Annotated in this window: 28 protein-coding genes; 4 read left to right on the top strand and 24 right to left on the bottom strand. The window is 72.6% G+C overall.

Annotated features, from left to right (window positions below):
• Window positions 1-37 precede the first annotated feature (37 nt).
• The 3 genes from tsaE to alr are packed head-to-tail and all read right to left on the bottom strand — an operon-like array spanning window position 38 to window position 2,920.
• Complete coding sequence (tsaE, locus tag LC193_RS19205) at window positions 38-571, bottom strand: tRNA (adenosine(37)-N6)-threonylcarbamoyltransferase complex ATPase subunit type 1 TsaE (RefSeq protein WP_404819440.1); 534 nt, start codon at window positions 569-571, stop codon at window positions 38-40.
• Complete coding sequence (locus LC193_RS19200) at window positions 555-1,763, bottom strand: alpha/beta fold hydrolase (protein ID WP_226075845.1); 1,209 nt, start codon at window positions 1,761-1,763, stop codon at window positions 555-557. Before LC193_RS19200 ends, tsaE begins: the two co-directional genes overlap by 17 nt.
• Entirely contained in the window at window positions 1,760-2,920 is a 1,161-nt protein-coding gene (gene alr / locus LC193_RS19195) for an alanine racemase (protein WP_226075844.1), read from the bottom strand. The genes LC193_RS19200 and alr overlap by 4 nt, the downstream gene beginning before the upstream one ends.
• Window positions 2,921-2,971: 51 nt before the next feature.
• Here alr and LC193_RS19190 point away from each other — a divergent pair, with 51 nt between their 5' ends.
• Entirely contained in the window at window positions 2,972-4,432 is a 1,461-nt protein-coding gene (locus LC193_RS19190; protein ID WP_226075842.1) for an NAD(P)H-hydrate dehydratase, read from the top strand.
• Between the two features lie 25 nt (window positions 4,433-4,457).
• On the opposite strand, the gene LC193_RS19185 is transcribed toward LC193_RS19190, so the two are convergent.
• Together LC193_RS19185 and LC193_RS19180 are read right to left on the bottom strand one after the other, a co-directional pair.
• Window positions 4,458-4,826 carry a holo-ACP synthase gene (locus LC193_RS19185; protein WP_226075840.1) on the bottom strand — a complete coding sequence of 123 codons (369 nt, stop codon included), beginning with the start codon at window positions 4,824-4,826 and terminating at the stop codon, window positions 4,458-4,460.
• Entirely contained in the window at window positions 4,823-5,572 is a 750-nt protein-coding gene (locus LC193_RS19180) for a glutamine--fructose-6-phosphate aminotransferase (RefSeq protein WP_226075838.1), read from the bottom strand. Before LC193_RS19180 ends, LC193_RS19185 begins: the two co-directional genes overlap by 4 nt.
• A gap of 28 nt (window positions 5,573-5,600) precedes the next feature.
• Here LC193_RS19180 and coaA point away from each other — a divergent pair, with 28 nt between their 5' ends.
• Complete coding sequence (gene coaA, locus LC193_RS19175) at window positions 5,601-6,542, top strand: type I pantothenate kinase (protein ID WP_404819439.1); 942 nt, start codon at window positions 5,601-5,603, stop codon at window positions 6,540-6,542.
• Window positions 6,543-6,617: 75 nt separating this feature from the next.
• Here coaA and glmM read toward each other — a convergent pair whose 3' ends face one another.
• The 4 genes from glmM to LC193_RS19155 all read right to left on the bottom strand — a co-directional run bounded on the left by glmM (window position 6,618) and on the right by LC193_RS19155 (window position 10,943).
• Window positions 6,618-7,976, bottom strand: coding sequence for a phosphoglucosamine mutase (gene glmM / locus LC193_RS19170; RefSeq protein WP_086158555.1), 1,359 nt, complete (start codon window positions 7,974-7,976; stop codon window positions 6,618-6,620).
• A gap of 112 nt (window positions 7,977-8,088) precedes the next feature.
• Window positions 8,089-8,601, bottom strand: a complete 513-nt coding sequence (gene rpsI, locus LC193_RS19165) for a 30S ribosomal protein S9 (protein ID WP_086158556.1) — start codon at window positions 8,599-8,601, stop codon at window positions 8,089-8,091.
• Between the two features lie 41 nt (window positions 8,602-8,642).
• Complete coding sequence (rplM, locus tag LC193_RS19160) at window positions 8,643-9,086, bottom strand: 50S ribosomal protein L13 (protein ID WP_226075836.1); 444 nt, start codon at window positions 9,084-9,086, stop codon at window positions 8,643-8,645.
• 234 nt (window positions 9,087-9,320) lie between these two features.
• Window positions 9,321-10,943, bottom strand: a complete 1,623-nt coding sequence (locus tag LC193_RS19155; RefSeq protein ID WP_226075835.1) for an ATP-binding cassette domain-containing protein — start codon at window positions 10,941-10,943, stop codon at window positions 9,321-9,323.
• A 76-nt stretch (window positions 10,944-11,019) separates the two neighbouring features.
• Between LC193_RS19155 and LC193_RS19150 the strand changes: the two genes are divergently transcribed.
• Window positions 11,020-11,895, top strand: a complete 876-nt coding sequence (locus tag LC193_RS19150; protein WP_226075834.1) for a hypothetical protein — start codon at window positions 11,020-11,022, stop codon at window positions 11,893-11,895.
• Between the two features lie 12 nt (window positions 11,896-11,907).
• Here the strand turns inward: LC193_RS19150 and truA are convergent, their stop codons facing one another.
• Window positions 11,908-12,762, bottom strand: a complete 855-nt coding sequence (gene truA / locus LC193_RS19145) for a tRNA pseudouridine(38-40) synthase TruA (protein WP_226075833.1) — start codon at window positions 12,760-12,762, stop codon at window positions 11,908-11,910.
• A 290-nt stretch (window positions 12,763-13,052) separates the two neighbouring features.
• Here truA and LC193_RS19140 point away from each other — a divergent pair, with 290 nt between their 5' ends.
• Window positions 13,053-13,679, top strand: a complete 627-nt coding sequence (locus LC193_RS19140; RefSeq protein ID WP_226075832.1) for a Uma2 family endonuclease — start codon at window positions 13,053-13,055, stop codon at window positions 13,677-13,679.
• A 97-nt stretch (window positions 13,680-13,776) separates the two neighbouring features.
• Here the strand turns inward: LC193_RS19140 and rplQ are convergent, their stop codons facing one another.
• The 14 genes from rplQ to rplR all read right to left on the bottom strand — a co-directional run bounded on the left by rplQ (window position 13,777) and on the right by rplR (window position 22,509).
• Entirely contained in the window at window positions 13,777-14,337 is a 561-nt protein-coding gene (rplQ, locus tag LC193_RS19135; protein WP_226075831.1) for a 50S ribosomal protein L17, read from the bottom strand.
• A 109-nt stretch (window positions 14,338-14,446) separates the two neighbouring features.
• Window positions 14,447-15,469, bottom strand: a complete 1,023-nt coding sequence (locus LC193_RS19130) for a DNA-directed RNA polymerase subunit alpha (RefSeq protein ID WP_226075829.1) — start codon at window positions 15,467-15,469, stop codon at window positions 14,447-14,449.
• Between the two features lie 117 nt (window positions 15,470-15,586).
• Window positions 15,587-16,213, bottom strand: coding sequence for a 30S ribosomal protein S4 (gene rpsD / locus LC193_RS19125; protein WP_086158566.1), 627 nt, complete (start codon window positions 16,211-16,213; stop codon window positions 15,587-15,589).
• A gap of 28 nt (window positions 16,214-16,241) precedes the next feature.
• Window positions 16,242-16,646 (bottom strand): 30S ribosomal protein S11, encoded by a 405-nt coding sequence (gene rpsK / locus LC193_RS19120; protein WP_016473404.1) that lies wholly within the window; start codon window positions 16,644-16,646, stop codon window positions 16,242-16,244.
• A 64-nt stretch (window positions 16,647-16,710) separates the two neighbouring features.
• The gene (rpsM, locus tag LC193_RS19115) at window positions 16,711-17,091 is read right to left on the bottom strand and encodes a 30S ribosomal protein S13 (RefSeq protein WP_086158568.1); all 381 of its coding nucleotides are present in this window, start codon (window positions 17,089-17,091) and stop codon (window positions 16,711-16,713) included.
• A 168-nt stretch (window positions 17,092-17,259) separates the two neighbouring features.
• Window positions 17,260-17,373 (bottom strand): 50S ribosomal protein L36, encoded by a 114-nt coding sequence (gene rpmJ / locus LC193_RS19110; RefSeq protein WP_049567412.1) that lies wholly within the window; start codon window positions 17,371-17,373, stop codon window positions 17,260-17,262.
• A gap of 62 nt (window positions 17,374-17,435) precedes the next feature.
• The gene (infA, locus tag LC193_RS19105) at window positions 17,436-17,657 is read right to left on the bottom strand and encodes a translation initiation factor IF-1 (protein ID WP_003948620.1); all 222 of its coding nucleotides are present in this window, start codon (window positions 17,655-17,657) and stop codon (window positions 17,436-17,438) included.
• A gap of 135 nt (window positions 17,658-17,792) precedes the next feature.
• On the bottom strand, window positions 17,793-18,629 hold the full coding sequence (gene map / locus LC193_RS19100) for a type I methionyl aminopeptidase (RefSeq protein WP_226075827.1): 837 nt from the start codon (window positions 18,627-18,629) through the stop codon (window positions 17,793-17,795).
• A 15-nt stretch (window positions 18,630-18,644) separates the two neighbouring features.
• Complete coding sequence (locus LC193_RS19095; protein WP_226075825.1) at window positions 18,645-19,301, bottom strand: adenylate kinase; 657 nt, start codon at window positions 19,299-19,301, stop codon at window positions 18,645-18,647.
• On the bottom strand, window positions 19,301-20,626 hold the full coding sequence (gene secY / locus LC193_RS19090; RefSeq protein ID WP_226075824.1) for a preprotein translocase subunit SecY: 1,326 nt from the start codon (window positions 20,624-20,626) through the stop codon (window positions 19,301-19,303). The genes LC193_RS19095 and secY overlap by 1 nt, the downstream gene beginning before the upstream one ends.
• Before the next feature lie 190 nt (window positions 20,627-20,816).
• The gene (rplO, locus tag LC193_RS19085; RefSeq protein ID WP_226075823.1) at window positions 20,817-21,305 is read right to left on the bottom strand and encodes a 50S ribosomal protein L15; all 489 of its coding nucleotides are present in this window, start codon (window positions 21,303-21,305) and stop codon (window positions 20,817-20,819) included.
• A 1-nt stretch (window position 21,306) separates the two neighbouring features.
• On the bottom strand, window positions 21,307-21,489 hold the full coding sequence (gene rpmD / locus LC193_RS19080) for a 50S ribosomal protein L30 (protein ID WP_077059539.1): 183 nt from the start codon (window positions 21,487-21,489) through the stop codon (window positions 21,307-21,309).
• Window positions 21,489-22,088 carry a 30S ribosomal protein S5 gene (rpsE, locus tag LC193_RS19075; protein WP_086158577.1) on the bottom strand — a complete coding sequence of 200 codons (600 nt, stop codon included), beginning with the start codon at window positions 22,086-22,088 and terminating at the stop codon, window positions 21,489-21,491. The genes rpmD and rpsE overlap by 1 nt, the downstream gene beginning before the upstream one ends.
• A 37-nt stretch (window positions 22,089-22,125) precedes the next feature.
• Window positions 22,126-22,509, bottom strand: coding sequence for a 50S ribosomal protein L18 (rplR, locus tag LC193_RS19070; RefSeq protein WP_086158578.1), 384 nt, complete (start codon window positions 22,507-22,509; stop codon window positions 22,126-22,128).

Genomic DNA, 22,509 nt, shown 5'->3' with positions numbered 1-22,509 from the left:
GCGTCGCCGGAGGTTCCCTCGCCCCTGCCCCGGCCGGTCAGCCGAGCAGCCGCAGGCCGACGCCCTGCCAGCGGGCGCCGACGCCGGTCAGCGTCACCTCACGCGCCGCGTCCGTTCCCTCGTCCTCTGCCTCCCCGGCGCCCTCCGCGCCCTCGGGGCGCCGGATGACGACGTGCAGCCGCTCGTCCGACAGTTCCTCGACCCGGCCCTCGCCCCACTCCACGACCACCACCGACTCCGGCAGCTCCGCGTCCAGGTCCAGGTCCTCCATCTCGTCCAGCCCGCCCGCGAGCCGGTAGGCGTCCACGTGCACCAGCGGCGGCCCGCCGCCGAGCGGCGGGTGCACGCGGGCGATGACGAACGTCGGGGACGTCACCGCGCCCCGCACCCCGAGCCCTTCGCCGATGCCCCGCGTCAGCGTGGTCTTGCCCGCGCCGAGCGGCCCGGTGAGCAGCACCAGGTCCCCGGCCCTGAGCAGCGCGGCCAGGCGGCGGCCCGCCTCGCGCATCAGCTCGGCGTCCCCGACGGTGAACGACGCCGTGGTCACCGGCGTCTCAGACAGCTGACCCATGGAACGCGATGCTACGCGCCAGCAGCCGGACCAGCTCCTTGGTGACCTCCTCGGGCCGTTCCAGGAGCAGCAGGTGCCCGGCGCCCGGCAGCACCACCCGGCGCGCGCCCGGCAGCGCGGCGGCGATGCGGTCGCTGTGCGCGGCGGGCGTCACCTCGTCCCGTTCCGCCGCGAGCACGAGCACGGGCAGGGCTCCGGCGAGGCCGTTGAGCACCGCGAGCGCCCGTTCCTTGTCGTGCTCGGCGAACGCCGGGTAGAAGTCCGCGACCACCTCGACCGGCACCGAGTCGATGAGCCGTTCCGCGAACCGCGCGACCCCCGCGTCGACGGCGTCCGGCTCCCCGAACGAGTACCGGCGCACGAGCCCGGCGTACACGTCACCCGCGACGCGCCGGGCGCGGTCCACCAGGTCCTGTTGCGAGCCGAGCGCGCGCAGCACCCCGGGCACCACCCGCCGCACCGCGCGGACGGCGGCGGCGGGGAAGCCGTAGGTGACGTCCGCCAGGTCGCCCGCCGAGGTCGCCACCAGGGCGACGCCGGCGACCCGGCGCGCCACGAAGTCCGGGTACTGCTCGGCCAGGGCCATGATCGTCATGCCCCCCATCGAGTGCCCCACGAGCACCAGCGGCCCCCGCGGCGCGGCGGCGTCGAGCACGGCCTTCAGGTCCCGGCCGAGCTGGTCGATGCTCACCGGCTCGCCGCCGTCCCGCAGCCGCCGCCCGCGCCCGGAACGGCCGTGCCCCCGCTGGTCCCAATACACCGCGCGCACGCGACCGCGCAGCGCGGCCCGCTGGAAGTGCCATACGTCCTGGTGCAGGCAGTACCCGTGGCAGAAGACGACCGTCGGCTCCTCCGCGCCGCGCGGTCCTTCCCCGGCGGGCTCGGGGCCGCCCGCGGCGGGCTCCGGTTCGCCGGCGGCGGGCAGCGGGCCTGGCGCGGGGGCGCCGGGGCGCGGCGCGACCGGGCGCGTGTCCGCGCCGACCTCCTCCACCTCGTAGTACAGCGCGGCGCCGTCCTCGGTGGCCGCGCTGCCCGGCGTGCCGCGCAGCGTTCCGTAGGGCCCGGCCGCGTCCAGCGCCAGCCGCGCCTCCCGCCGCACCGACCGGCCCACCGACATGCGTTCGAGCGCGACGGTCGTCGCGACCGCGCCGAGCGCGACGCCCGCTATCCCCGCCCGGCGCGCCCAGCTCACCCCGCGCGCTCCCCCCGGTACACGCGCGGCACGCGCGCCCCCACGCGGGTGACGATCTCGTAGCCGATGGTCCCGGCGGCGCGGGCCCAGTCCTCCGCGGTCGGCTCCCCCGCGTCGCCGGGACCGAACAGCACCGCCTCGTCCCCGGCCCGCGCCCGGTCGCCGCCGAGGTCGACCACGAACTGGTCCATGGCCACCCGGCCCGCGATCGTGCGCCACTTGCCCGCCACCAGAACGGGCCCGGTGCCCGAGGCGTGCCGGGGAACGCCGTCCGCGTACCCGGCGGGCACCAGCGCCAGCGTGGTCTCGCCCGAGGTCCGGTAGGTGTGCCCGTAGCTGACGCCGTGCCCGCCCGGCACCCGTTTGACCGACGCGAGGAACGCGCGCAGCGTCATCACCGGGCGCAGGCCGAGGTCCGCGGGGCTGCCGATCTCCGGCGCGGGCGACAGCCCGTACACGGCGACGCCCGGCCTGACCAGGTCGTAGTGCGCCTCCGGCAGCGTCAGCGTGGCCGGTGAGTTGGCCAGGTGGCGCACCTCGGGGTCGAGCCCCGCGCGCGCGGCGACCGCGAGCGCGTCGGCGAACGCCGCCTGCTGCCGCGCGATCGAGGGGTGCCCCGGCTCGTCCGCGCACGCGAAGTGCGACCACAGGCCGGTGACGCGGACGGTGCCCGCGCGTTCCGCGGCCCGCGCCGCCGCCACCAGGTCGGGCCAGTCGGCCGGCGGGGAGCCGTTGCGGCCCAGTCCCGTGTCGGCCTTCAGGTGCACGCGCGCGACGCGGCCCGCCGCGCGCGCCGCCGCCTCCGCCTCCGCGAGGGCCCACCGGCCGCTCACCGACACGTCGATGCCCGCCTCGACCGCCTCGCGCCACGGCCCGCCCGGCGTCCACAGCCAGCACAGCACCGGTCCCGTGTCGCCCGCGGCGCGCAGCGCCAGCGCCTCCTCAGGCGTGGCCGTGCCGAGCCACGCCGCGCCCGCCTCGCGCGCCGCCCTGGCGCACGGCAGCAGGCCGTGGCCGTACCCGTCGGCCTTGACCACGGCCATCAACCGGGCGCCGCCGGCGGCGCGTTCGCGCAGCGCGCGGACGTTGGCGCGCAGGGCGTCGAGATCGATGTCGGCCAGCAGCCGACGGCTTTCGGCCGGTGAGTGATCGTTCATCACCCCCCAGTGTCGCAGGAACCGCGCACCTGTACGGGCCAGACTGGGTCCATGGAGACCGCATACCGAGTGGAGACCGTCCGCGCCGCGGAAGCCGCCCTGCTGGCGCGGCTGCCCGACGGCACCCTCATGGCCAGGGCCGCCGCGGGCCTCGCCGCCGCCTGCGCCGGGCTGCTGCGGCCCGGGCTCTCGGGCGCCCGGGTCGTGCTGCTGGTCGGCAGCGGCGACAACGGCGGCGACGCGCTGTACGCCGGCGCGCGCCTCGCGCGGCGCGGCGCGGCGGTGACGGCCGTGCTGCTCGACGAGGAACGCGCCCACCCCGGCGGCCTCGCCGCCCTGCGCGCGGCCGGCGGGCGGGCGGCGGGCACGGCAGGCGCCGAGGCGCTGATCGCCCGCGCCCGCCTCGTCGTCGACGGCATCACCGGCATCGGCGGGCGCGGGGGCTTGCGCCCGGCCGCCGCCGGGCTCGCCAGGGCCGCCGCCGCGCACCGCGTGCCCGTGGTCGCCGTCGACCTGCCCAGCGGCGTGGACGCCGACACCGGCGAGGTGCGCGGCGAGGCCGTGCGCGCCGATGTGACCGTCACGTTCGGCACCCGCAAGCCGGGGCTGCTGATCGACCCGGCGCGCGCGTACGCCGGCGAGGTGCGGCTGGTCGACATCGGTCTCGGCCCCGAACTGCCCGCGTCCCCCGACCTCACCGCGCTCGGCGACGCGGACGCGGCGGCGCTGCTGCCCCGCCCGGCCGCCGAGTCCGACAAGTACCGGCGCGGCGTGCTCGGGGTCGCGGCGGGCTCGGCCCGCTACCCGGGCGCGGCCGTGCTGACCGTGGGGGGCGCGCTGCGCGGCGGCGCGGGCGCCGTGCGCTACGCGGGCCCAGCGGGCGACGCGGTCATCGCCCGCTACCCCGAGGCGCTGGTCTCCGCAGGGCCGCCCGGCCGGGCCGGGCGCGTGCAGGCCTGGGCCCTCGGGCCCGGGCTCGGCGACGGTCCCGACGCGGCGCGGGCCGCGGACGACGTGCTCGCCGCGGACGTTCCGGTGCTGGTGGACGCCGACGGTCTGCGCCTGCTCGACCCGGAACGGGTGCGGGCCCGTTCCGCGCCCACGGTGCTTACGCCGCACGCCGGTGAGGCAGCCGCGCTGCTCGGCACGACGCGCGAGCGCGTCGAGGCCGCCAGGCTGGCCTCCGTGCGCGAACTGGCCGGCCGCTACGGCGCCGTGACGCTGCTCAAGGGGTCGACGACGCTGATCGCCGCGCCGGCGGACGGCGAGGGGCCAGGACCTGTCATGGTGAACGCCACGGGCACCCCGTGGCTGGCGACCGCGGGCAGCGGGGACGTGCTCTCGGGGCTGATCGGCGCGCTGCTCGCGGCCGGCCTCGCGCCGCTCGACGCCGCCGCGCTCGGCGCGCACCTGCACGGCCTCGCCGGGCGGGCCGCCCCCATGCCGCCGATGGCCTCCACGGTCACCGAGGCGCTGCCGGAGGTGTGGGCCCGGCTCAGCCCTCCGCGATGACCGCTCGGCCCGCCGCGATGACGGCTCAGCCCTCCGCGATGACCACGGCGGACGCGACGCCCGCGTCGTGACTGAGGGACACGTGCCAGGCGCGCACGCCGAGTTCGGCGGCGCGCGCGGCGACCGAACCGCGCACGGTCAGCCGCGGGCGCCCGTCGGCGTCCTGCACCACCTCGGCGTCCGTCCAGCTCAGCCCGCCGGGCGCGCCGAGCGCCTTGGCCAACGCCTCCTTCGCCGCGAACCTGGCGGCCAGCGACGCGACACCGCGCCGCCGGCCGTCGGGCAGCAGCAGCTCGCCCGGGGTGAACAGCCGCCCGGCGAGCCGCGGCGTGCGTTCCATGGCCTCGGCGAACCGGTCGATGCCCGCCACGTCGATGCCCACGCCGACGATCACGCGCGGACCACGCTCCCGCGCGCGTCCGTGACCTCGCACCGCACCTCGTCGGACTCCCGCCGCAGCAGCGCCAGGTCGTCGCCCCACAGTTCGACCACTTCGCGCACCCGGCCGTCGAGGGCCTCGGCGTGCGAGGCGAGGAACGACTCGCCGTCCCCGACCCCCGCGAACAGGGACAGCCCGCGCTGCACGCCCGCCACCGTCTCCGGCTCGTCGGCGTGCACGGCGATCACCGCGAACCGCCCCACGAGCACGCGGCTCACCTGCCGCAGCGCCTCCCCCAGGTCGACGCACGAGGAGAACTGCTCGGCCAGCAGGTGGGCGACCACCGCCGAGTCGCCGCCCGCGTCCAGCCGGTGCCCCCGCCCGGCGAGCGCGGCGCGCAGCTCGGCGCCGTTGTCCAGCGAGCCCTGATACACCACCGCGCCCCGGCCCGCCGCGTCCAGGCTCGGCTGCGCGGCGGGCGGCCCGGCCGCCGCGCCCCGGGCCCCGCAGGGCCCCGACGCGCAGCGCAGCTGCCCGACCGCGCTGCCGCCCAGCGGCAAGGGGCGCCGGGCCAGCTCGTCGTGCAGGGCCGCGAGCGGCCCGGTCGCGCCGGCCGTCGCGAGGCAGCCGTCCGAGAGGACCACGACCCCGGCGGACCCGCGTGATCCGTCGTCCACCTGTTCGAGCCCGCCGAGTCCCGCGAGCACCACATCGAGGGCGGACTGCGCCTGCGCACCCGCGTAACCGACCATCCCGCACATGCGGGCAGACTAACCGGACCGACAGAATGTGCGCGTGGCAACCTCGCTCCAGGCACCGAGCCCGTACGTCGACCTCACCCGCGCCGAGTGGAGCGCGCTGCGCGCCCGCACGCCGCTGCCGCTCACGGCGGAGGAGGTCGAGGCGCTGCGCGGCCTCGGCGACGTGATAGACCTGCCCGAGGTCAGGGAGGTCTACCTGCCCCTGTCCCGGCTGCTCAACCTGTACTTCGGCGCGACCGGCGGGCTCCGCGGCGCGGTCAGCACGTTCCTCGGCGGCCCCCAGCCGACGACCCCGTTCGTCATCGCCGTGGCCGGCAGCGTCGCGGTCGGCAAGTCCACCGTCTCGCGCCTGCTGCGGGCGCTCCTCGCCCGCTGGCCCGAGCACCCCCGCGTCGAACTCGTCACCACCGACGGCTTCCTGCTGCCCAACGCCGAACTCGACCGCCGCGGCCTGATGATGCGGAAGGGCTTCCCCGAGTCCTACGACCGCCGCGCCCTGACCCGTTTCGTGGCCCAGGTGAAGTCGGGCGCAGAAGAGGTCTCCGCCCCGGTCTACTCCCACCTCACCTACGACATCGTGCCGGGCGAACGCGCTGTGGTCCGCCGCCCCGACATCCTCATCATCGAGGGCCTGAACGTCCTCCAGCCCGCGCAGCACGGACAGGTCGGCCTGGCCGACTACTTCGACTTCTCCGTATACGTCGACGCCCGCCCCGCCGATATCCGCAGCTGGTATCTCGACCGGTTCCGCGCGCTGCGCGCGACCGCCTTCCAGAACCCCGACAGCTATTTCAGCAAATACGCCGAGGTCCCGGAAGAGGTCGCCATGGAATACGCGGAGACGAATTGGCGGACCATCAACGAGCCGAACCTGCTGGCCAACATCGCGCCCACCCGGCCCCGGGCCACGCTGATCCTCCAGAAGGGCGCCGACCACACCGTGCGCCGCCTGCGGCTGCGCAAGCTGTGAGCCCGCGAGGCCGGGGCGGGCCCGGCCCGGGCGGTCGCGGGCCGGGCGGTCGCGGGCCCGGCGGCCCGGGGCGGCTCAGCCCAGAGCGGACTTGACGACGTCCGCGAGGCCCGAGGCCACCGCGCGGGCCTGCGCCGCGTCCGCCGCCTCGACCATGACCCGCACCAGCGGCTCGGTGCCCGAGGGCCGCAGCAGCACACGCCCGGTGTCACCCAGCTGGCGCTCCGCCTCGATCACGGCCTCGGCCAGCTCGCGGCAGTCGGCGACCCGCGCCTTGTCCACGTCCCGCACGTTGATCAGCACCTGCGGCAGCCGGTCCATCACCAGGGCCAGCTCCGCGAGCGGGCGGCGCGTCGCCGCGACCCGCGCGGCCAGCATCAGGCCGGTCAGCGTGCCGTCGCCCGTCGTGGCGTGGTCGAGCACGATCACGTGCCCGGACTGCTCCCCGCCCAGCGAGTAGCCGCCGCGCTTCATCTCCTCAAGCACGTAGCGGTCGCCCACCGCCGTCTGCCGCAGCCGCAGGCCCTCGCGCTGCATGGCGAGCGTGAGCCCCAGGTTCGACATCACCGTGGCCACCACCGTGTCGTGCCGCAGCGTGCCCGCCTCCCGCATCGCCACGCCGAGCACCGCGAGGATCTGGTCGCCGTCGATGTCGGCGCCCGTGCCGTCCACCGCGAGGCAGCGGTCGGCGTCGCCGTCGACCGCGATGCCCAGGTCAGCGCCGTGCGCCGGGACGGCGGCCCGCAGCGCGTCCAGGTGCGTGGAGCCGTAGCCGTCGTTGATGTTGAGGCCGTCGGGCTCCGCGCCGATCGTCACGATCTCCGCGCCGGCCCGCGCGAACGCCTCGGGCGCCACCCGCGAGGCCGCGCCGTGCGCGGCGTCGACCACGACCTTCAGGCCGTCGAGCCGGTGCGGCAGCACGCCCACCAGGTGCGCCACGTAACGGTCGAAGCCCTCGCCGTACTCGGTGACGCGCCCCACGCCCGCGCCCACGGGACGGTCCCACGGGCGGCCCGCCGCGTGCTCCCAGTAGGCCGCCTCGATGCGGTCCTCCAGCTCGTCGGCCAGCTTGTGGCCGCCCCGGGCGAAGAACTTGACGCCGTTGTCCGGCATCGGGTTGTGGCTCGCGGACAGCATCACGCCGAAGTCGGCACCGAGCGAACCCGTCAGATAGGCCACCGCGGGCGTCGGCAGGACCCCGACCCGCAGCACGTCCACGCCCGCGCTGGCGAGCCCCGCGACCACGGCCGCCTCCAGGAACTCCCCCGAGGCCCGCGGGTCGCGCCCCACCACGGCGACCGGCCGCCGCCCGGGCTCGCCGCCCGGCCCCGCGAGCACGCCCGCCGCCGCCACGGACAGGCCGAGCGCCATCTCAGCCGTGAGATCCGCGTTGGCGACACCGCGCACGCCGTCCGTGCCGAAGAGTCGTCCCACAGTCATTCCTCCGAGTTTCACAGAACGGCCCGAGATTTAAACCCTATAAAAGGAGCGCCCCGACAGCACGGAGGTGCTGTCGGGGCGTCAGCAGAATGGTCCAGCGAGGGCGTCAGCGCTTGCTGTACTGCGTCCCCTTGCGGGCCTTCTTCAGACCCGCCTTCTTCCGCTCCACCGCGCGGGCGTCACGGGTGAGGAAGCCGGCCTTCTTGAGCGGGCCGCGGTTGTTGTCCACGTCCGCCTCGTTCAGCGCGCGGGCCACGCCGAGGCGCAGCGCGCCGGCCTGGCCGGAGATGCCGCCGCCGGCGATGCGGGCCACGACGTCGTAGCGCTCGTCCAGTTCGAGCACCTTGAACGGCTCGTTCACGGACTGCTGGTGCACCTTGTTGGGGAAGTACCCCTCCAGGGTGCGGCCGTTGATCTTCCACTTGCCGCTGCCCGGGATGATCCGCACGCGGGCGATCGCGTTCTTGCGGCGGCCGGTGCCGGCGCCGGGCTGCGGGTCGCCGAAGCGCGCCGTCGGGGCCTCGCCCTCGGCGGCGAACTCCTCGGGTGCGCTCTCGGTCGTGTACTCCTCGACCTCGGGGACCTCGGCGTCAAGGGTTTCAGGGGTGGTCTCGGCCACGATGCTCCTCGGATTCTCTTTCGTCTGGGGTGTGGCCGGTGTTACTGCGCGACCTGGGTGATCTCGAACGGCGCGGGCCGCTGAGCGGCGTGCGGGTGCTCGGCGCCCGCGTACACCTTCAGCTTGGAGAACATCTGACGGCCCAGGGTGTTCTTCGGGAGCATGCCCTTGACGGCCTTCTCCACGGCCTTCTCCGGGTTGTTCTTCAGCAGGTCCTCGTAGCGGACCGACCGCAGACCACCCGGGTAGCCCGAGTGCCGGTAGGCGAGCTTCTGCGTGGCCTTGTTGCCGGAGAGGTGCACCTTGTCGGCGTTGATGATGACGACGAAGTCGCCGGTGTCGACGTGCGGCGCGTAGATCGGCTTGTGCTTGCCCCGCAGAAGGGTGGCGGCCTGGGACGCCAGGCGGCCCAGTACGACATCGGCAGCGTCGATGACGTGCCACTGACGCTGGATGTCGGCGGGCTTGGGGCTGTACGTACGCACGGGTCGTAGCCTTCGCTTCTTCAGTGTTGGGTTCCTGACAAGGCCACCTGGTGGGCAATACCGGCACTGGCCGCACTCCGGTGACGCAAACCGGGTGCCGACCGCTGGTAACCGTCCTGGTGGACCGGCGCAGGCCCCTCACGTGAGATCGAGCAAGCCATACGCATAATTACTTTCTTTCTCGACGTTGCAGCGTACTGCCCGAGCGCGCGTGCGGTCAAAACGACCCCCGCGCTACCGGGCCGCCCGCTCCTCGTCCCACACCGGCTCCGCCGTCTCCCGCACCCGGCCGTCGGCGCCGAACACCAGGAAGCGGTCGAAGGAACGCGCGAACCACCGGTCGTGCGTCACCGCGAGCACCGTCCCCCGGTACGCCGCGAGCCCCTCCTGCAACGCCTCCGCGCTCTCCAGGTCCAGGTTGTCCGTCGGCTCGTCCAGGAGCAGCGCCGTCGACCCCGCGAGTTCGAGCAGCAGGATCTGGAACCTGGCCTGCTGGCCGCCGGAGAGCCGGTCGAACGGCTGCTGCGCCTGCCGGTCGAGCTCGTACCTGCGCAGCGCCGAGGTGGCCGCGCCCCGGTCCCGCGCGTGCTCGGTCCACAGGATGTCGAGCAGGGTACGCCCGAACAGCTCCGGGTGCGCGTGCGTCTGCGCGAAGTGCCCGGGAACGACGCGCGCGCCCGACCGGCACACGCCGGTGTGCGCGACGTCCTCGCCCGCGAGCAGCCGCAGGAAGTGCGACTTGCCCGAGCCGTTCGCACCCAGCACCGCGACCCGCTCGCCGTAGAACACCTCCACGTCGAACGGCTTCATCAGCCCGGTCAGCTCAAGCCGCTCGCACGTGAACGCCCGCACCCCCGTCCTGCCGCCCGCGAGCCGCATGGTGATCCGCTGCCTGCGCGGCGGCTCCTGCGGCGGACCCGCCTCCTCGAACTTGCGCAGCCGCGTCTGGGCCGCCCGGTACCGCGAGGCCATCTCGTCGCTGCGCGCCGCGTACTGCCGCAGGTCGACGACCAGCCGCTTCAGCTGCGCCCGCCGCTCGTCCCAGCGCCGCCTCAGCTCCTCGAACCGCTCGAACCGCCTCTCCCGCGCCTCGTGGTACGTCGCGAAGCCGCCGCCGTGCACCCACACGTCCGAGCCCGCGGGGCCCGGCTCCACACTGATGATCTTGCGCGCCGCGCGCGCCAGCAGCTCGCGGTCGTGCGAGACGAACAGCACCGTCTTGCGCGTCTCGCGCAGCCGCTCCTCAAGCCAGCGCTTGCCCGGCACGTCGAGGTAGTTGTCCGGCTCGTCGAGCAGCAGCACCTCGTCCCCGCCGCGCAGCAGCGCTTCGAGCACCAGGCGCTTCTGCTCGCCGCCCGACAGCGTGCGCACCTCGCGCCACCTGGCGCGTTCGTAGGGGGTGTGCAGCGCCGCCATCGTGCACATGTCCCACAGCGTCTCGGCCTCGTAGCCGCGCACCTCGGCCCAGTCGGCCAGCGCCTGCGCGTAGGCCAGCTGCGCGGCCTCGTCGTCGGCCGAGTCCCCGGAGAGCAGGGCGAGCTCCGCGGCGTCCACGGCGAGCGCGGCCTCACGCACGCGCGGCGGGGCGACCGAGACCAGCAGGTCGCGCACGGTCCTGCCGTCGCGCACGCTCCCCACGAACTGCGGCATCACGCCCAGGCCGCCACTGACCGCGACGGTCCCGGCGCGCGGTCTCAGCTCCCCCGTCACCAGCCGCAGCAGCGTCGTCTTGCCCGCGCCGTTCGCCCCCACCAGGGCCGCGGCCTCCCCCTCGCCCACCCGGAACGAGACGTCGTCGAGCAGCACCCGCCCGTCGGGCAGGTCGTATTCCAGATGCGCGGCCTCCACATGTCCCACGGTCCGCATTGTCCCCCGCGACCCCGGCTCGTCCCAGCCGTTTTTGCCGCCGGGCCGGGCCGATAAGCTTCCCGCCATGAGTTACGGGCAGGGGGGTCCGCAGTGGACTCCCGGGGGATCGAACACGCCGGACTGGGACGCCCTGGCGGCCGACGCGGAACGGCGCCGCAGGCGCAGGCGCACCACCGTGATCATCGGTTCCGCCGCGGCGGCCGCCGTCATCGGCACCGCGGTGGCCCTCGCCGTGGTGAGCCAGAGCGGCGACGACAGCCCCACCGACCAGGCGTCCGCCACCCTGCCCGAGCCCACCGACGTCCCCTCGGGCAGCGCCGGGGCCGAGCCCACGTGGCGGGACGTGTCGCTGCCCCCGCTGCCGCAGCCGCGCGAGTTCATATCCGACGCCGACAAGGACACCGCGCCGTTCGACGCCGAGACCTTCTGGGGCGGCGAGGACATGGAGATCGACGGCAGGACCTACACCAGGGCCGCCACGGGCCCCGCGGGCGACTGCGCCGAGGCGGCGAGCGACGCGCTCGGCGCGGTCCTGGCCGAGCACGGCTGCACCGCGCTGCTCCGCGCGACGTTCACCGGCGGCGGCGTCGCCGTCACCGTGGGCGTCGCCCAGTTCGGCACCGAGGAGGACGCGCAAGCGGCCCGCGAGGCGCAGCAGGGCGCCCAGGGGGCCAGCCTCCAGCCGCTCACCGGCGACGGCGCGCCCGCGTTCTGCGGCCAGGGCGGCTGCCGGACCACGGCCAACCAGGTCGGCCGCTACGCCTACTACACCATCGCCGGCAACGCCGACGGCTCCCCCGACAGCGGCGAGGGCACCCCGGCGCAGCAGGCCGCGCGGGACGGCAACGACCACGCGTTCAACCGCATCATCCAGCGCGGCGAGGCCCAGGCGTCCGCGTCGGCCGACGCCCTGGTCGAGGAACGCAGGCGCGGCGACTGACCGCCGCCGCCCCTACGCCTCCGCGCCGGCCAGCGTGCGCAGGCGGCGCGCCTGGACGTTGCGCGCGGCCAGCTCGTCGTCCGCCGGGTACGCCACCTCTTCGAGCGTGAGGCCGTGCGGTCGCACCACGTGCACCGCCGAGTCCCGCACCCGGGCCGCCAGGACCCGCGCCGGCCAGTCGGGCGCCCTGTGCCCGTCCCCGACGAACAGCAACGCGCCCACCAGGGAACGCACCATGTTGTGGCAGAACGCGTCCGCCCGCACGGTCCCCTCCACGACGCCGTCGGGCCGCCGCTCCCACCGCAGGTCGCGCAGCGCGCGGATGGTCGTGGCGCCCTCCCGCCGCCGGCAGAACGCCGCGAAGTCGTGCTCGCCGAGCAGCCCCGCCGAGGCCTCGTTCATGGCGGCCACGTCCAGCGGCCAGTTGTGCCACAGCACGTGCCCGCGCAGCAACGGGTCGACGCCGCCCGGATGATCGCTGACGCGGTAGGCGTAGCGGCGCCAGATCGCGGAGAACCTGGCGTTGAAGTGCGGCGGCGCCGCCTCCGCGCGCCACACCCGCACGTCGTGCGGCAGCCGCCCGGCGAGCCTGCGCACCAGGCGCCCCTCGTCCTGCTCGGCCCACACCTCGGTGGGCAGGTCCACGTGCGCCACCTGACCGCGCGCGTGCACCCCCGCGTCCGTGCGGCCCGCCACCGTCAGCTCCAGCCGCCGCTCCCCCGAGCGCGTGACGACCCGCAGCGCCTCCTCGATCTCCTCCTGAACGGTCCTGCGCCCCGCCTGCCGCGCCCACCCGGAGAACTCGGCCCCGTCGTACGACACATCGAGCCGCACCCGCGTGCACCCGGCCCGCACCTCATCACTCACACGCCCGATCCTCTCAGACGAGACCGGTCACGATGCGACTCGCGGGCGGCTCCCTCGATGGACGACGATCCCCCCATGATGCGAGATCATCGCGACCGCCCGTACTGCCCGAGTCCCGGTGATCACCGGCCTCCGGCACACGGACCGAAGGCCGACGTCCCCGAACGGGTGACGCCCGGCGGGAACGCCTCTCCCGCCCCGCACCGGCGGCTACCGTGCCCTCGGGCGGCCGTGGCGGCGTCGCCTGACGGTGACGACGGCCGTTGCGGACAGCGTGAGGAGAGATCGCGATGAGCGTCCATCCCGCCACCCGGGCCGAGGAACCGCAGCGACCCGACCCCGCCGACCTGCTGATCGCGATCGAGGAGGCGGCTCAGGCGCCGATCAGGCCCGAGTACGTCGAGGGGTTGATCCTCGCGCCGCCGCGGCCCGACCACGAGCACAACGCGGCGGCCTTCGAACTGAGCAGCCAGCTGCGCTCGGCCGGATTCGGCCTCGCCGGCCTCGGGAACGGCTACCGGGTGGGACTGGGCAACGGCAGGACCGTCGCCCTGCTGATCCCGGACTTCTCCGTCCTGCGCAGGGAGCCGACCGATCTCGACGAGGCGTACCGCACGGCGCGCGAGGGCTGGTACCCCATCGACATGCTCGCCCTCGCGGGCGAGGTGACCTCGGGCAACCACGAGACCGACACGGGCCCCAAGCTGCGTGCCTACGCGACGGCGGACGTACCGGTGTACGTCCTGGTGCACCGGCAGGAGGGCCGGGCCTACGCCCACTCCGACCCCGTCTCCGTGCCCGCGGCGCCGGCCGAGAGCCACTACCGGGCCGTCGCCTCCGTCGAGCTGGGCGGCACGCTGCGCCTGCCCGACCCGTACCCCGCCCTCGACACCGGGTTCCTCGCGCGCCGACCGTAGGCCGCCGCCTCCGGACGGCCGGGCCGACCTCCAGGAACGGCGCCGGGCCCGCCCCCTTCGACAGGGAACGGGCCCGGCGGGCGGGTGACGGGAGCCGTCAGGCTTCCTTGTCGCCCTTCTCGTCCTTCTTCTCCTCGGCCGCCTCACCGGCGTCCGCGGCGGACTCGGCCGCGTCGGCGGTCCCGGTGTCCTCGGCCGCCGTCTCCGGCGCCTTCTCCAGGCTCGCGCCCGACTGCTCCTGCTCCTTCACCGAGCGGCGCGTCGCGGCCTCGGCCTCGCCGACCGCCTCCTGCTGCACGGTGAGCGCCTCGACCAGCTCGATGACCGCCATCGGCGCGTTGTCGCCGCGCCGCGGGCCGATCTTCGTGATGCGGGTGTAGCCACCCGGCCGGTTGGCGAACTTCGGGCCGATCTCCGTGAACAGCGTGTGGACCACGCTCTTGTCACGGATGGTCTGCATCACCTGGCGGCGGTTGTGCAGGTCGCCCTTCTTCGCCTTGGTGATCAGGCGCTCGGCCACCGGGCGCAGCCGCCGGGCCTTGGCCACGGTGGTGGTGATGCGGCCGTGCTCGAAGAGTGCGGTGGCGAGGTTCGCCAGCAGCAGACGCTCGTGAGCGGGGCTGCCACCCAGCCTGCGGCCCTTGGTAGGCGTCGGCATGTCTTTCTCCTGTCGGGTCTGCACCGGCCGTACCAGGTACCGGTGTCAGCGGACGGCCCCGGGCGGTCCCGGGGCCGTGCCCCGCGGCGGACGGGCCGCCGCGGGCGGGTCAGTACTGCTCGGTCTCGGCGAAGCCCGTGTCGCCGTCGTCCTCCGCGCCGAACGCGTCGGCCGCGGTGGTCGGGTCGAATCCGGGCGGGCTGTCCTTCAGGGCCAGGCCCATGCCGGCCAGCTTCGCCTTGACCTCGTCGATCGACTTGGCGCCGAAGTTGCGGATGTCGAGCAGGTCCGCCTCGGAACGCGCGACCAGCTCGCCCACCGAGTGGATGCCCTCGCGCTTGAGGCAGTTGTAGGAGCGGACCGTCAGCTCCAGCTCCTCGATCGGCAGCGCCAGGTCGGCGGCGAGCGCGGCGTCGGTCGGCGAGGGGCCCATGTCGATGCCCTCGGCGTCGACGTTCAGCTCGCGCGCCAGGCCGAACAGCTCGACGAGGGTCTTACCCGCGGACGCCATCGCGTCGCGCGGACGCATGGCCTCCTTCGTCTCGACGTCGACGATCAGCTTGTCGAAGTCGGTGCGCTGCTCGACACGGGTGGCCTCCACCTTGTAGGTGACCTTCAGCACGGGGCTGTAGATGGAGTCCACCGGGATGCGGCCGATCTCCTGGCCGACCTGCTTGTTCTGCACGGCCGAGACGTAGCCGCGACCGCGCTCGACGGTCAGCTCCATCTCCAGCTTGCCCTTGTTGTTCAGGGTCGCCAGCACCAGGTCGGGGTTGTGCACCTCGACGCCGGCCGGCGGGGCGATGTCCGCCGCCGTCACCAGGCCGGGGCCCTGCTTGCGCAGGTACATCACGACCGGCTCGTCGTGCTCGGAGGAGACGACGAGCTGCTTGATGTTGAGGATCAGGTCGGTGACGTCCTCCTTGACCCCGGGCACGGTGGTGAACTCGTGCAGCACGCCGTCGATGCGGATGCTCGTCACGGCGGCGCCGGGGATGGAGGACAGCAGCGTGCGCCGCAGGGAGTTGCCGAGGGTGTAGCCGAAGCCCGGCTCAAGCGGCTCGATCACGAACCGGGAGCGGAACTCGTCGACGACCTCTTCGGTCAGGGATGGGCGCTGAGCGATCAGCATGTTGCTACTCCAGTCTTCGGCACCCGCTATTTGATGCCGAGCCAGACAATGATGTGGGTCAAGGGTACGGGCGGGATCGCGCGTCCCACGCGATCCCGCCCGCGCCCGCCGCCGGGCTTACTTCGAGTAGAGCTCGACGATCAGCTGTTCCTGCACCTGGGTGTCGATCACCTGGCGCTCGGGCAGCGAGTGCACGAGGATCCGCAGCCGCGACGGGATGGCCTCAAGCCACGCCGGAACGGTCTTGTCGCCGGCCTCGGCGACCGCGACCTGGAACGGCGTCATCTGGCGGGAGGACTCCCGCACCTCGACGATGTCGTTCGGGGACACCCGCGCGGAGGGGATGTCGTTCTTCCGGCCGTTGAGCAGGATGTGGCCGTGCCGCACCAGCTGACGGGCGTGGTCGCGGGACTTGGCGAAGCCGGCCCGGTAGACCACGTTGTCGAGGCGGGACTCCAGGATGCGCAGCAGGTTCTCACCCGTCTTGCCCTGCTGGCGGTTCGCCTCGTTGTAGTAACCGCGGAACTGCTTTTCCAGCACCCCGTAGATGCGCGCGCACTTCTGCTTCTCGCGCTTCTGGAGCAGGTACTCGCTGTCCTTGGTGCGCCCGCGTCCGTGCTCACCCGGGGGGTAAGGACGGATCTCGATCGGGCACTTAGCGCTCTCGCACTTGGCTCCCTTGAGGAAGAGCTTCTGCTTCTCCCGACGGCAACGCTTGCAGTCGGCCCCGGTGTAACGCGCCATGATTCTTCTTGTCTCCTACTTGGCCTGGTCAGACACGACGGCGCTTGGGCGGGCGGCAGCCGTTGTGCGGGGTCGGGGTCACGTCCTGGATCGAGCCGACCTCAAGACCGGTGGCCTGAAGGGAGCGGATCGCGGTCTCGCGACCGGAGCCGGGCCCCTTGACGAAGACATCGACCTTGCGCATGCCGTGCTCCTGCGCGCGGCGCGCGGCGTTCTCCGCGGCCATCTGCGCCGCGAACGGCGTCGACTTGCGCGAGCCCTTGAAGCCGACGTGGCCGGCGGAGGCCCAGGAGATCACGTTGCCCGTGGGGTCGGTGATCGAGACGATCGTGTTGTTGAACGTGCTCTTGATGTGGGCGTGCCCGTGAGCGACGTTCTTCTTTTCCTTGCGGCGCACCTTCTTGGCGCCGGCTGTACGGCCCTTTGGAGGCATGTGCTTGGTCTCCCGTGGAGGTGGTCGGTCCTACTGCACGGACCGGTGACGGCGTCCGTGCGGACTACTTCTTGCCCGGCTTCTTCTTGCCGGCGATCGCGCGACGCGGGCCCTTGCGGGTGCGAGCGTTCGTCTTGGTGCGCTGGCCGTGGACGGGCAGGCCGCGGCGGTGGCGCAGCCCCTCGTAGCACTGGATCTCGACCTTGCGACGGATGTCGGCCTGGATCTCGCGCCGGAGGTCACCCTCGGTCTTGATGTTGTTGTCCACGTACTCGCGGAGCTTGACGAGGTCCTCCTCGCCGAGGTCGCGCACGCGCGTGTCCGGGTTGATCCCGGTGTACGAGAGGGTCTCCTTGGCAAGGGTGCGACCGATGCCGAAGACGTAGGTGAGAGCGACCTCCACGCGCTTGTCGCGCGGGAGATCAACGCCTGCGAGGCGTGCCATAGGTGTGGCTCCTGATGGTGATGTGAGCGGAGGTCTGCCGCAGCACCGTTCCCGGCTGCCACGCCGGGTCCCCGGCCTCCGACCGGGGGTATCGTCCCCGCGCTCGCGCGAGGGGTCGGGCGACTGCGTTATTCATGTGTCGCGCGATGAAGAACTACGAAAGTGCGGTCAGCCCTGGCGCTGCTTGTGGCGCAGGTTCTCGCAGATGACCATGACGCGCCCGTGGCGGCGGATCACCTTGCACTTGTCGCAGATCTTCTTGACGCTCGGCCTGACCTTCATGGTCCTGAAGCTCTCCGGGTCGTGTGCTGAACGATCTGCTCGATCGAATCGATCTGCTTGATCTACTTGTAGCGGTAGACGATCCGCCCTCGGGTCAGGTCGTAGGGAGACAGCTCCACCACGACCCGGTCGTCGGGAAGAATACGGATGTAGTGCATCCGCATCTTGCCGCTGATGTGCGCGAGGACCTGGTGTCCGTTCTGGAGCTCCACCTTGAACATCGCGTTCGGCAGGGACTCGACAACGGTGCCCTCGATCTCGATGGCCCCTTGTTTTTTGGCCATACTTGAGCGCTTCACCTTCCGGGATCGGCTACCTGGATGGCCCCGGGCAGACGGGTGCACCAGGACCGACAAGCCAGTCTACGGCACCCCGCCGAAAAAGACGAACCCATGATCTTTTCCCCAAAGGGAAGATCCTTAAGCCAACGGATCCGGAGCCGCCGTCACGCCCAGCTCGGCCAGCCGCGCCCTGCCGCCGTCGACCGCGGTGAGCACCAGGGGGCCCTCCTCGGTCAGCGCGACCGAGTGCTCCCAGTGCGATGACCACGTGCCGTCGTTCGTCTTCACCGTCCACTCGTCCGCGAGTGTGTGCGTCTTGGCCGTGCCGAGGGACACCATCGGCTCGATAGCCAGGCAGAGGCCGGGGATCAGGCGCGGACCGCGCCCGCGCCTGCGATCCACGTAGTTCAGCACGTGCGGGTCCATGTGCATCTCGGTGCCGATGCCGTGCCCGCCGTAGTTCTCGATGATCCCGTACTTGCCCGAGGCCGGCAGCGGCTGCCGCTTGATGTAGCCCTCGATCGCCTTGGAGATGTCCACCAGCCGGTTGCCCTTGCGCATCGCGGCGATGCCGGCCCACAGCGAGTCCTCGGTCACCCGGCTCAGCTCGTGCAGCTCGGGGGCGTGCCCCTCGCCCACGAACACCGTCAGCGCCGCGTCGGCGTGCCAGCCGTCCACGATGGCGCCCGCGTCGATCGAGATGATGTCGCCGGACTTCAGCACGGTCCGCTCGTCGGGGATGCCGTGCACCACGACGTCGTTCACCGACGTGCAGATGGTGGCGGGGAAGCCGCCGTAGCCCAGGAAGTTCGGCTTGGCGCCGCGCTCGGCGAGCACGGCCGCGGCGACCTCGTCCAGGTCCTTCGTGCTCGCCCCCGGCACGGCCGCCTCGGCGCACCTGCGGTGTATCTCCGCGACGACGAGCCCCGCGGCCCGCATCTTCGCGATCTGCTCGGGCGTCTTGATCTCCACCATCGCCAGGGCTCCTCGCTACTCGCCGCCGCCCGGCAGGGCCTCAAGGGCCCGCCGGGTCACCTCGGGCACCGGGGCGAGCGCCGAGATGGTCGAGACCAGGCCCTGCTCCCCGTAGTACCCGATGATCGGCTCGGTCTCCTCGTGGTAGACCGCGAGCCGCTTGCGCACGGTCCCCTCCTGGTCGTCCTCGCGCTGGTACAGCTCACCGCCGCAGACGTCGCACACGCCTTCCGCACGCGGCGGCTTGTTCTCCACGTGGAACGTGTGGCTGCTGTCCTTGCGGCAGGTGCGGCGGCCGGCGATGCGCCGGACCACCTCCTCCTCGGGGACCTCCAGGTCGAGGACCGCGTTCAGCTTCGTCCCCGACTCCGCGAGCAGTTCGTCGAGGGCCTTGGCCTGCGTGATGTTCCGCGGGAAGCCGTCGAGCAGGAAACCGTTCGCGGCGTCCGGCTGCGCCATCCGGTCCGCGGCCATCGCCACGGTGACCTCGTCGGGTACCAGCCCGCCCTCGCGCAGGATCGCGTCCACCTGCCGACCCAGCTCTGTGCCCTGGCGGATGTTGGCACGGAAGAGGTCACCGGTGGAGATGTGCGGGATGGCAAGGTGCTCGGCAAGCAGCGTGGCCTGCGTGCCCTTGCCTGCGCCCGGCGGTCCGACGAGGACGATTCGCATCAGCGGAGGAACCCTTCGTAATTGCGCTGGTGAAGCTGACTCTCGATCTGCCGCACCGTCTCAAGGCCGACACCCACGATGATCAGGATCGATGTTCCACCGAACGGGAAGTCCTGCTGCGCGTTGAACATCACCAGCGCCACCGTCGGCACCAGCGCGATGAGCCCCAGGTAGAGCGACCCGGGCCACGTGATGCGGTTCAGCACGTAGCTCAGGTACTCGACCGTGGGCCGGCCCGCCCGGATACCCGGGATGAAACCACCATACTTCTTCATGTTTTCCGCCACGTCCTCAGGGTTGAACGTGATCGCCACGTAGAAGAACGCGAAGAAGACGATGAGCAAGAAGTACGTGATGATGTAGTACGGGTGGTCGCCACCGGTGAAGTGCCGCTGCACCCAGTCGGTCCAGCCGCCCGACTCGGTTCCCGCGAACTGCACGAGGAGCTGCGGGATGTACAGGAGCGACGAGGCGAAGATGACCGGGATGACACCGGCCTGGTTGACCTTGAGCGGAATGTATGTCGAGGTGCCGCCGTAGGAGCGTCGCCCGATCATTCGCTTCGCGTACTGGACCGGAATACGGCGCTGGGCCAGCTCGACGAAGACCACGAGGCCGACCATCGCGAGGCCGCAGGCCACCACGACGCCGAACTCGATCCAGCCGTCGGCCAGGCTGCCCTGCTGCTTGATCTGCCACAGCGAGCCGGGGAAGCCGGCGGCGATCGACACGAACATCAGCATCGACATGCCGTTGCCGATACCGCGGTCGGTGATCAGCTCACCCATCCACATGATGAGCGCGGTGGCGGAGGTGAGGGCGATGACCATCACCACGGTGGTGAAGATCGAGTCGTCCGGGATGATGTCGTTGCGAACGGTGCACTGGGGGAAGAGGGTGCCACTGCGGGCCGTCGCCACAAGGCCCGTGGCCTGGAGGACCGCCAGGGCCATCGTCAGATAACGCGTGTACTGCGTGATCTTCGCCTGACCCGACTGCCCCTCCTTCTTCAGTGCCTCCAGCCTCGGGATCACCACGACGAGCAGCTGGAGAATGATGCTCGCGGTGATGTAGGGCATGATGCCCAGGGCGAAGATGGTCAGTTGCAGCAGCGCACCGCCACTGAACATGTTGACCAGACCGAACAGGTTGGAGCCGGCCCCGGCGGCATCGGCCTCCTCCACACACTGCTGAACGTTCTGGAAGCTGACCCCCGGCACCGGCACGTGCTGGCCGAAACGGAACACCACAACGATGCCGAGGGTGAAGAGCAGCTTTTTACGCAGGTCGGGCGTCTGGAACGCCCGTGCGAACGCGGTGAGCACGGCTCCTCCTGCGCCCCCCGCGTTACGCGCGAGAGGGTGACGGTCTTGAAGTCCAACGGACATGACAGAACTGGTGACGACGACGGACGCCACCTTACCGGCGTAAGTCTCGGGCCGGAACGACTGACCGGGGATGCCTATGCCTCAGGCACCCCCGGTCAGTCACAGATCCGGCCAATGGCCCGCCGGTTCAGGAACGCTCGGTGACGGTGCCACCCGCGGCGGTGATCTTCTCGCGGGCGGAGGCCGAGACGGCGTCGACCGCCACGGTCAGCGCCACGGAGATCTCCCCGCTGCCGAGCACCTTGACCAGTTCGTTCTTGCGCACCGCGCCCTTGGCCACCAAGTCGGCCACCGTCACGTCGCCACCCTCGGGGTAGAGCGCGGCGAGCCGCTCGACGTTGACGACCTGGTAGTTCTTGTGGGCCGGGTTCTTGAAGCCCTTGAGCTTCGGCAGCCGCTGGATCAGCGGCAGCTGTCCGCCTTCGAAGCCCGCCTTGACCTGGTACCGGGCCTTGGTGCCCTTGGTACCGCGGCCCGCGGTCTTGCCCTTGGACGCCTCACCACGGCCCACGCGGACCTTGGCCTTCTTGGCGCCGGGGGCGGGCCTGAGGTCATGGAGCTTGAGCGGGCCGCCGGCGGCGCCCTCCGTGCTCTCCTTCTTGGAAAGCTCGGCCATCTCAGTCCACCTCCTCGACCGTCACGAGATGCCGCACGGTGTTGGCCATGCCGCGGATCTCCGGGCGGTCCTCCTTGACGACCACGTCGTTGATACGCCGCAGCCCGAGCGAGCGCAGCGTGTCCCGGTGGTTCTGCTTGCTCCCGATACGGGACTTCACCTGGGTGATCTTCAGCTGAGCCATCACGCACCCACTCCGGCACGGGCCCGCAGCAGCGCGGCCGGGGCCACGTCCTCCAGGGGCAGCCCACGGCGCGCGGCGATCTCCTCGGGGCGCTGAAGACCCTTAAGAGCGGCCACCGTGGCGTGCACGATGTTGATCGGGTTCGCTGATCCGAGTGACTTGCTGAGCACGTCGTGGATGCCCGCGCACTCCAGCACGGCGCGCACGGGACCACCCGCGATCACACCGGTACCCGGGGAGGCCGGCTTCAGCAGGACGATGCCCGCCGCCTCCTCGCCCTGGATCGGGTGCGGGATGGTGCCCTGGATGCGGGGGACCTTGAAGAAGTGCTTCTTGGCCTCCTCCACACCCTTGGCGATGGCGGCCGGCACCTCCTTGGCCTTGCCGTAACCGACACCCACGGTGCCGTCACCGTCGCCCACCACGACCAGCGCGGTGAAGCTGAAGCGACGACCACCCTTCACAACCTTGGCGACGCGGTTGATCGCGACGACGCGTTCGACGTACGCGGTCTTCTCGGCGGCAGCGCCGCCGTCCCGGCCCTTACGGTCCCGCCGCTCGCCACCGGCGCCGCCACCGCGGCGCTGGGGTCCAGCCATTGGAATTACCTCTCTCGATTCTGTCGACGGGACCGGCTCAGAACTTGAGCCCAGCCTCGCGTGCGGCGTCGGCCAGCGCGGCGACACGGCCGGCGTACCGGTTGCCACCGCGGTCGAACACGACCGCCTCGACACCGGCGGCCTTGGCCCGCTCCGCGACGAGCGCGCCGACCTGCTTGGCCTTGTCGCTCTTGTCGCCCTCGTTGCCCCGGATGGAGACATCCAGCGAGGAGGCGGAGGCGACCGTGTGCCCGGCCGTGTCGTCCACGACCTGCGCCACCATGTGACGGTTGGAACGCGTCACGACCAGCCGCGGGCGCTGGGCGGTGCCCGAGATCTTCTTGCGGATGCGCACGTGCCGGCGCTTGGCAGCGGTCCGCTTGCGCGCGTCGCCCTTGGCGATCTTCAAGCCGTATGCCAT

It is taken from the genome of Streptomyces marincola (assembly GCF_020410765.1).
Lineage (GTDB): Bacteria > Actinomycetota > Actinomycetes > Streptomycetales > Streptomycetaceae > Streptomyces > Streptomyces marincola.
This window is presented reverse-complemented; position numbering and strand designations above follow the sequence as displayed.

What these genes read in the sequence shown, in the direction of transcription:
- rpsD (WP_086158566.1), bottom strand. Translation starts at nt 16,213, where the DNA reads ATGGCGCGTTACACCGGGGCCGACTGCAAGCGTTGCCGTCGGGAGAAG.
- LC193_RS19130 (WP_226075829.1), bottom strand. Translation starts at nt 15,469, where the DNA reads ATGCTGATCGCTCAGCGCCCATCCCTGACCGAAGAGGTCGTCGACGAG.
- rpsM (WP_086158568.1), bottom strand. Translation starts at nt 17,091, where the DNA reads ATGGCACGCCTCGCAGGCGTTGATCTCCCGCGCGACAAGCGCGTGGAG.
- rpmJ (WP_049567412.1), bottom strand. Translation starts at nt 17,373, where the DNA reads ATGAAGGTCAGGCCGAGCGTCAAGAAGATCTGCGACAAGTGCAAGGTG.
- map (WP_226075827.1), bottom strand. Translation starts at nt 18,629, where the DNA reads ATGGTGGAGATCAAGACGCCCGAGCAGATCGCGAAGATGCGGGCCGCG.
- infA (WP_003948620.1), bottom strand. Translation starts at nt 17,657, where the DNA reads ATGGCCAAAAAACAAGGGGCCATCGAGATCGAGGGCACCGTTGTCGAG.
- rpmD (WP_077059539.1), bottom strand. Translation starts at nt 21,489, where the DNA reads ATGGCTCAGCTGAAGATCACCCAGGTGAAGTCCCGTATCGGGAGCAAG.
- LC193_RS19150 (WP_226075834.1), top strand. Translation starts at nt 11,020, where the DNA reads ATGAGTTACGGGCAGGGGGGTCCGCAGTGGACTCCCGGGGGATCGAAC.
- alr (WP_226075844.1), bottom strand. Translation starts at nt 2,920, where the DNA reads ATGAACGATCACTCACCGGCCGAAAGCCGTCGGCTGCTGGCCGACATC.
- rplQ (WP_226075831.1), bottom strand. Translation starts at nt 14,337, where the DNA reads ATGCCGACGCCTACCAAGGGCCGCAGGCTGGGTGGCAGCCCCGCTCAC.
- rpsK (WP_016473404.1), bottom strand. Translation starts at nt 16,646, where the DNA reads ATGCCTCCAAAGGGCCGTACAGCCGGCGCCAAGAAGGTGCGCCGCAAG.
- LC193_RS19180 (WP_226075838.1), bottom strand. Translation starts at nt 5,572, where the DNA reads ATGTGCGGGATGGTCGGTTACGCGGGTGCGCAGGCGCAGTCCGCCCTC.
- rplR (WP_086158578.1), bottom strand. Translation starts at nt 22,509, where the DNA reads ATGGCATACGGCTTGAAGATCGCCAAGGGCGACGCGCGCAAGCGGACC.
- rplO (WP_226075823.1), bottom strand. Translation starts at nt 21,305, where the DNA reads ATGGCCGAGCTTTCCAAGAAGGAGAGCACGGAGGGCGCCGCCGGCGGC.
- rpsE (WP_086158577.1), bottom strand. Translation starts at nt 22,088, where the DNA reads ATGGCTGGACCCCAGCGCCGCGGTGGCGGCGCCGGTGGCGAGCGGCGG.
- LC193_RS19095 (WP_226075825.1), bottom strand. Translation starts at nt 19,301, where the DNA reads ATGCGAATCGTCCTCGTCGGACCGCCGGGCGCAGGCAAGGGCACGCAG.
- LC193_RS19190 (WP_226075842.1), top strand. Translation starts at nt 2,972, where the DNA reads ATGGAGACCGCATACCGAGTGGAGACCGTCCGCGCCGCGGAAGCCGCC.
- tsaE (WP_404819440.1), bottom strand. Translation starts at nt 571, where the DNA reads ATGGGTCAGCTGTCTGAGACGCCGGTGACCACGGCGTCGTTCACCGTC.
- LC193_RS19140 (WP_226075832.1), top strand. Translation starts at nt 13,053, where the DNA reads ATGAGCGTCCATCCCGCCACCCGGGCCGAGGAACCGCAGCGACCCGAC.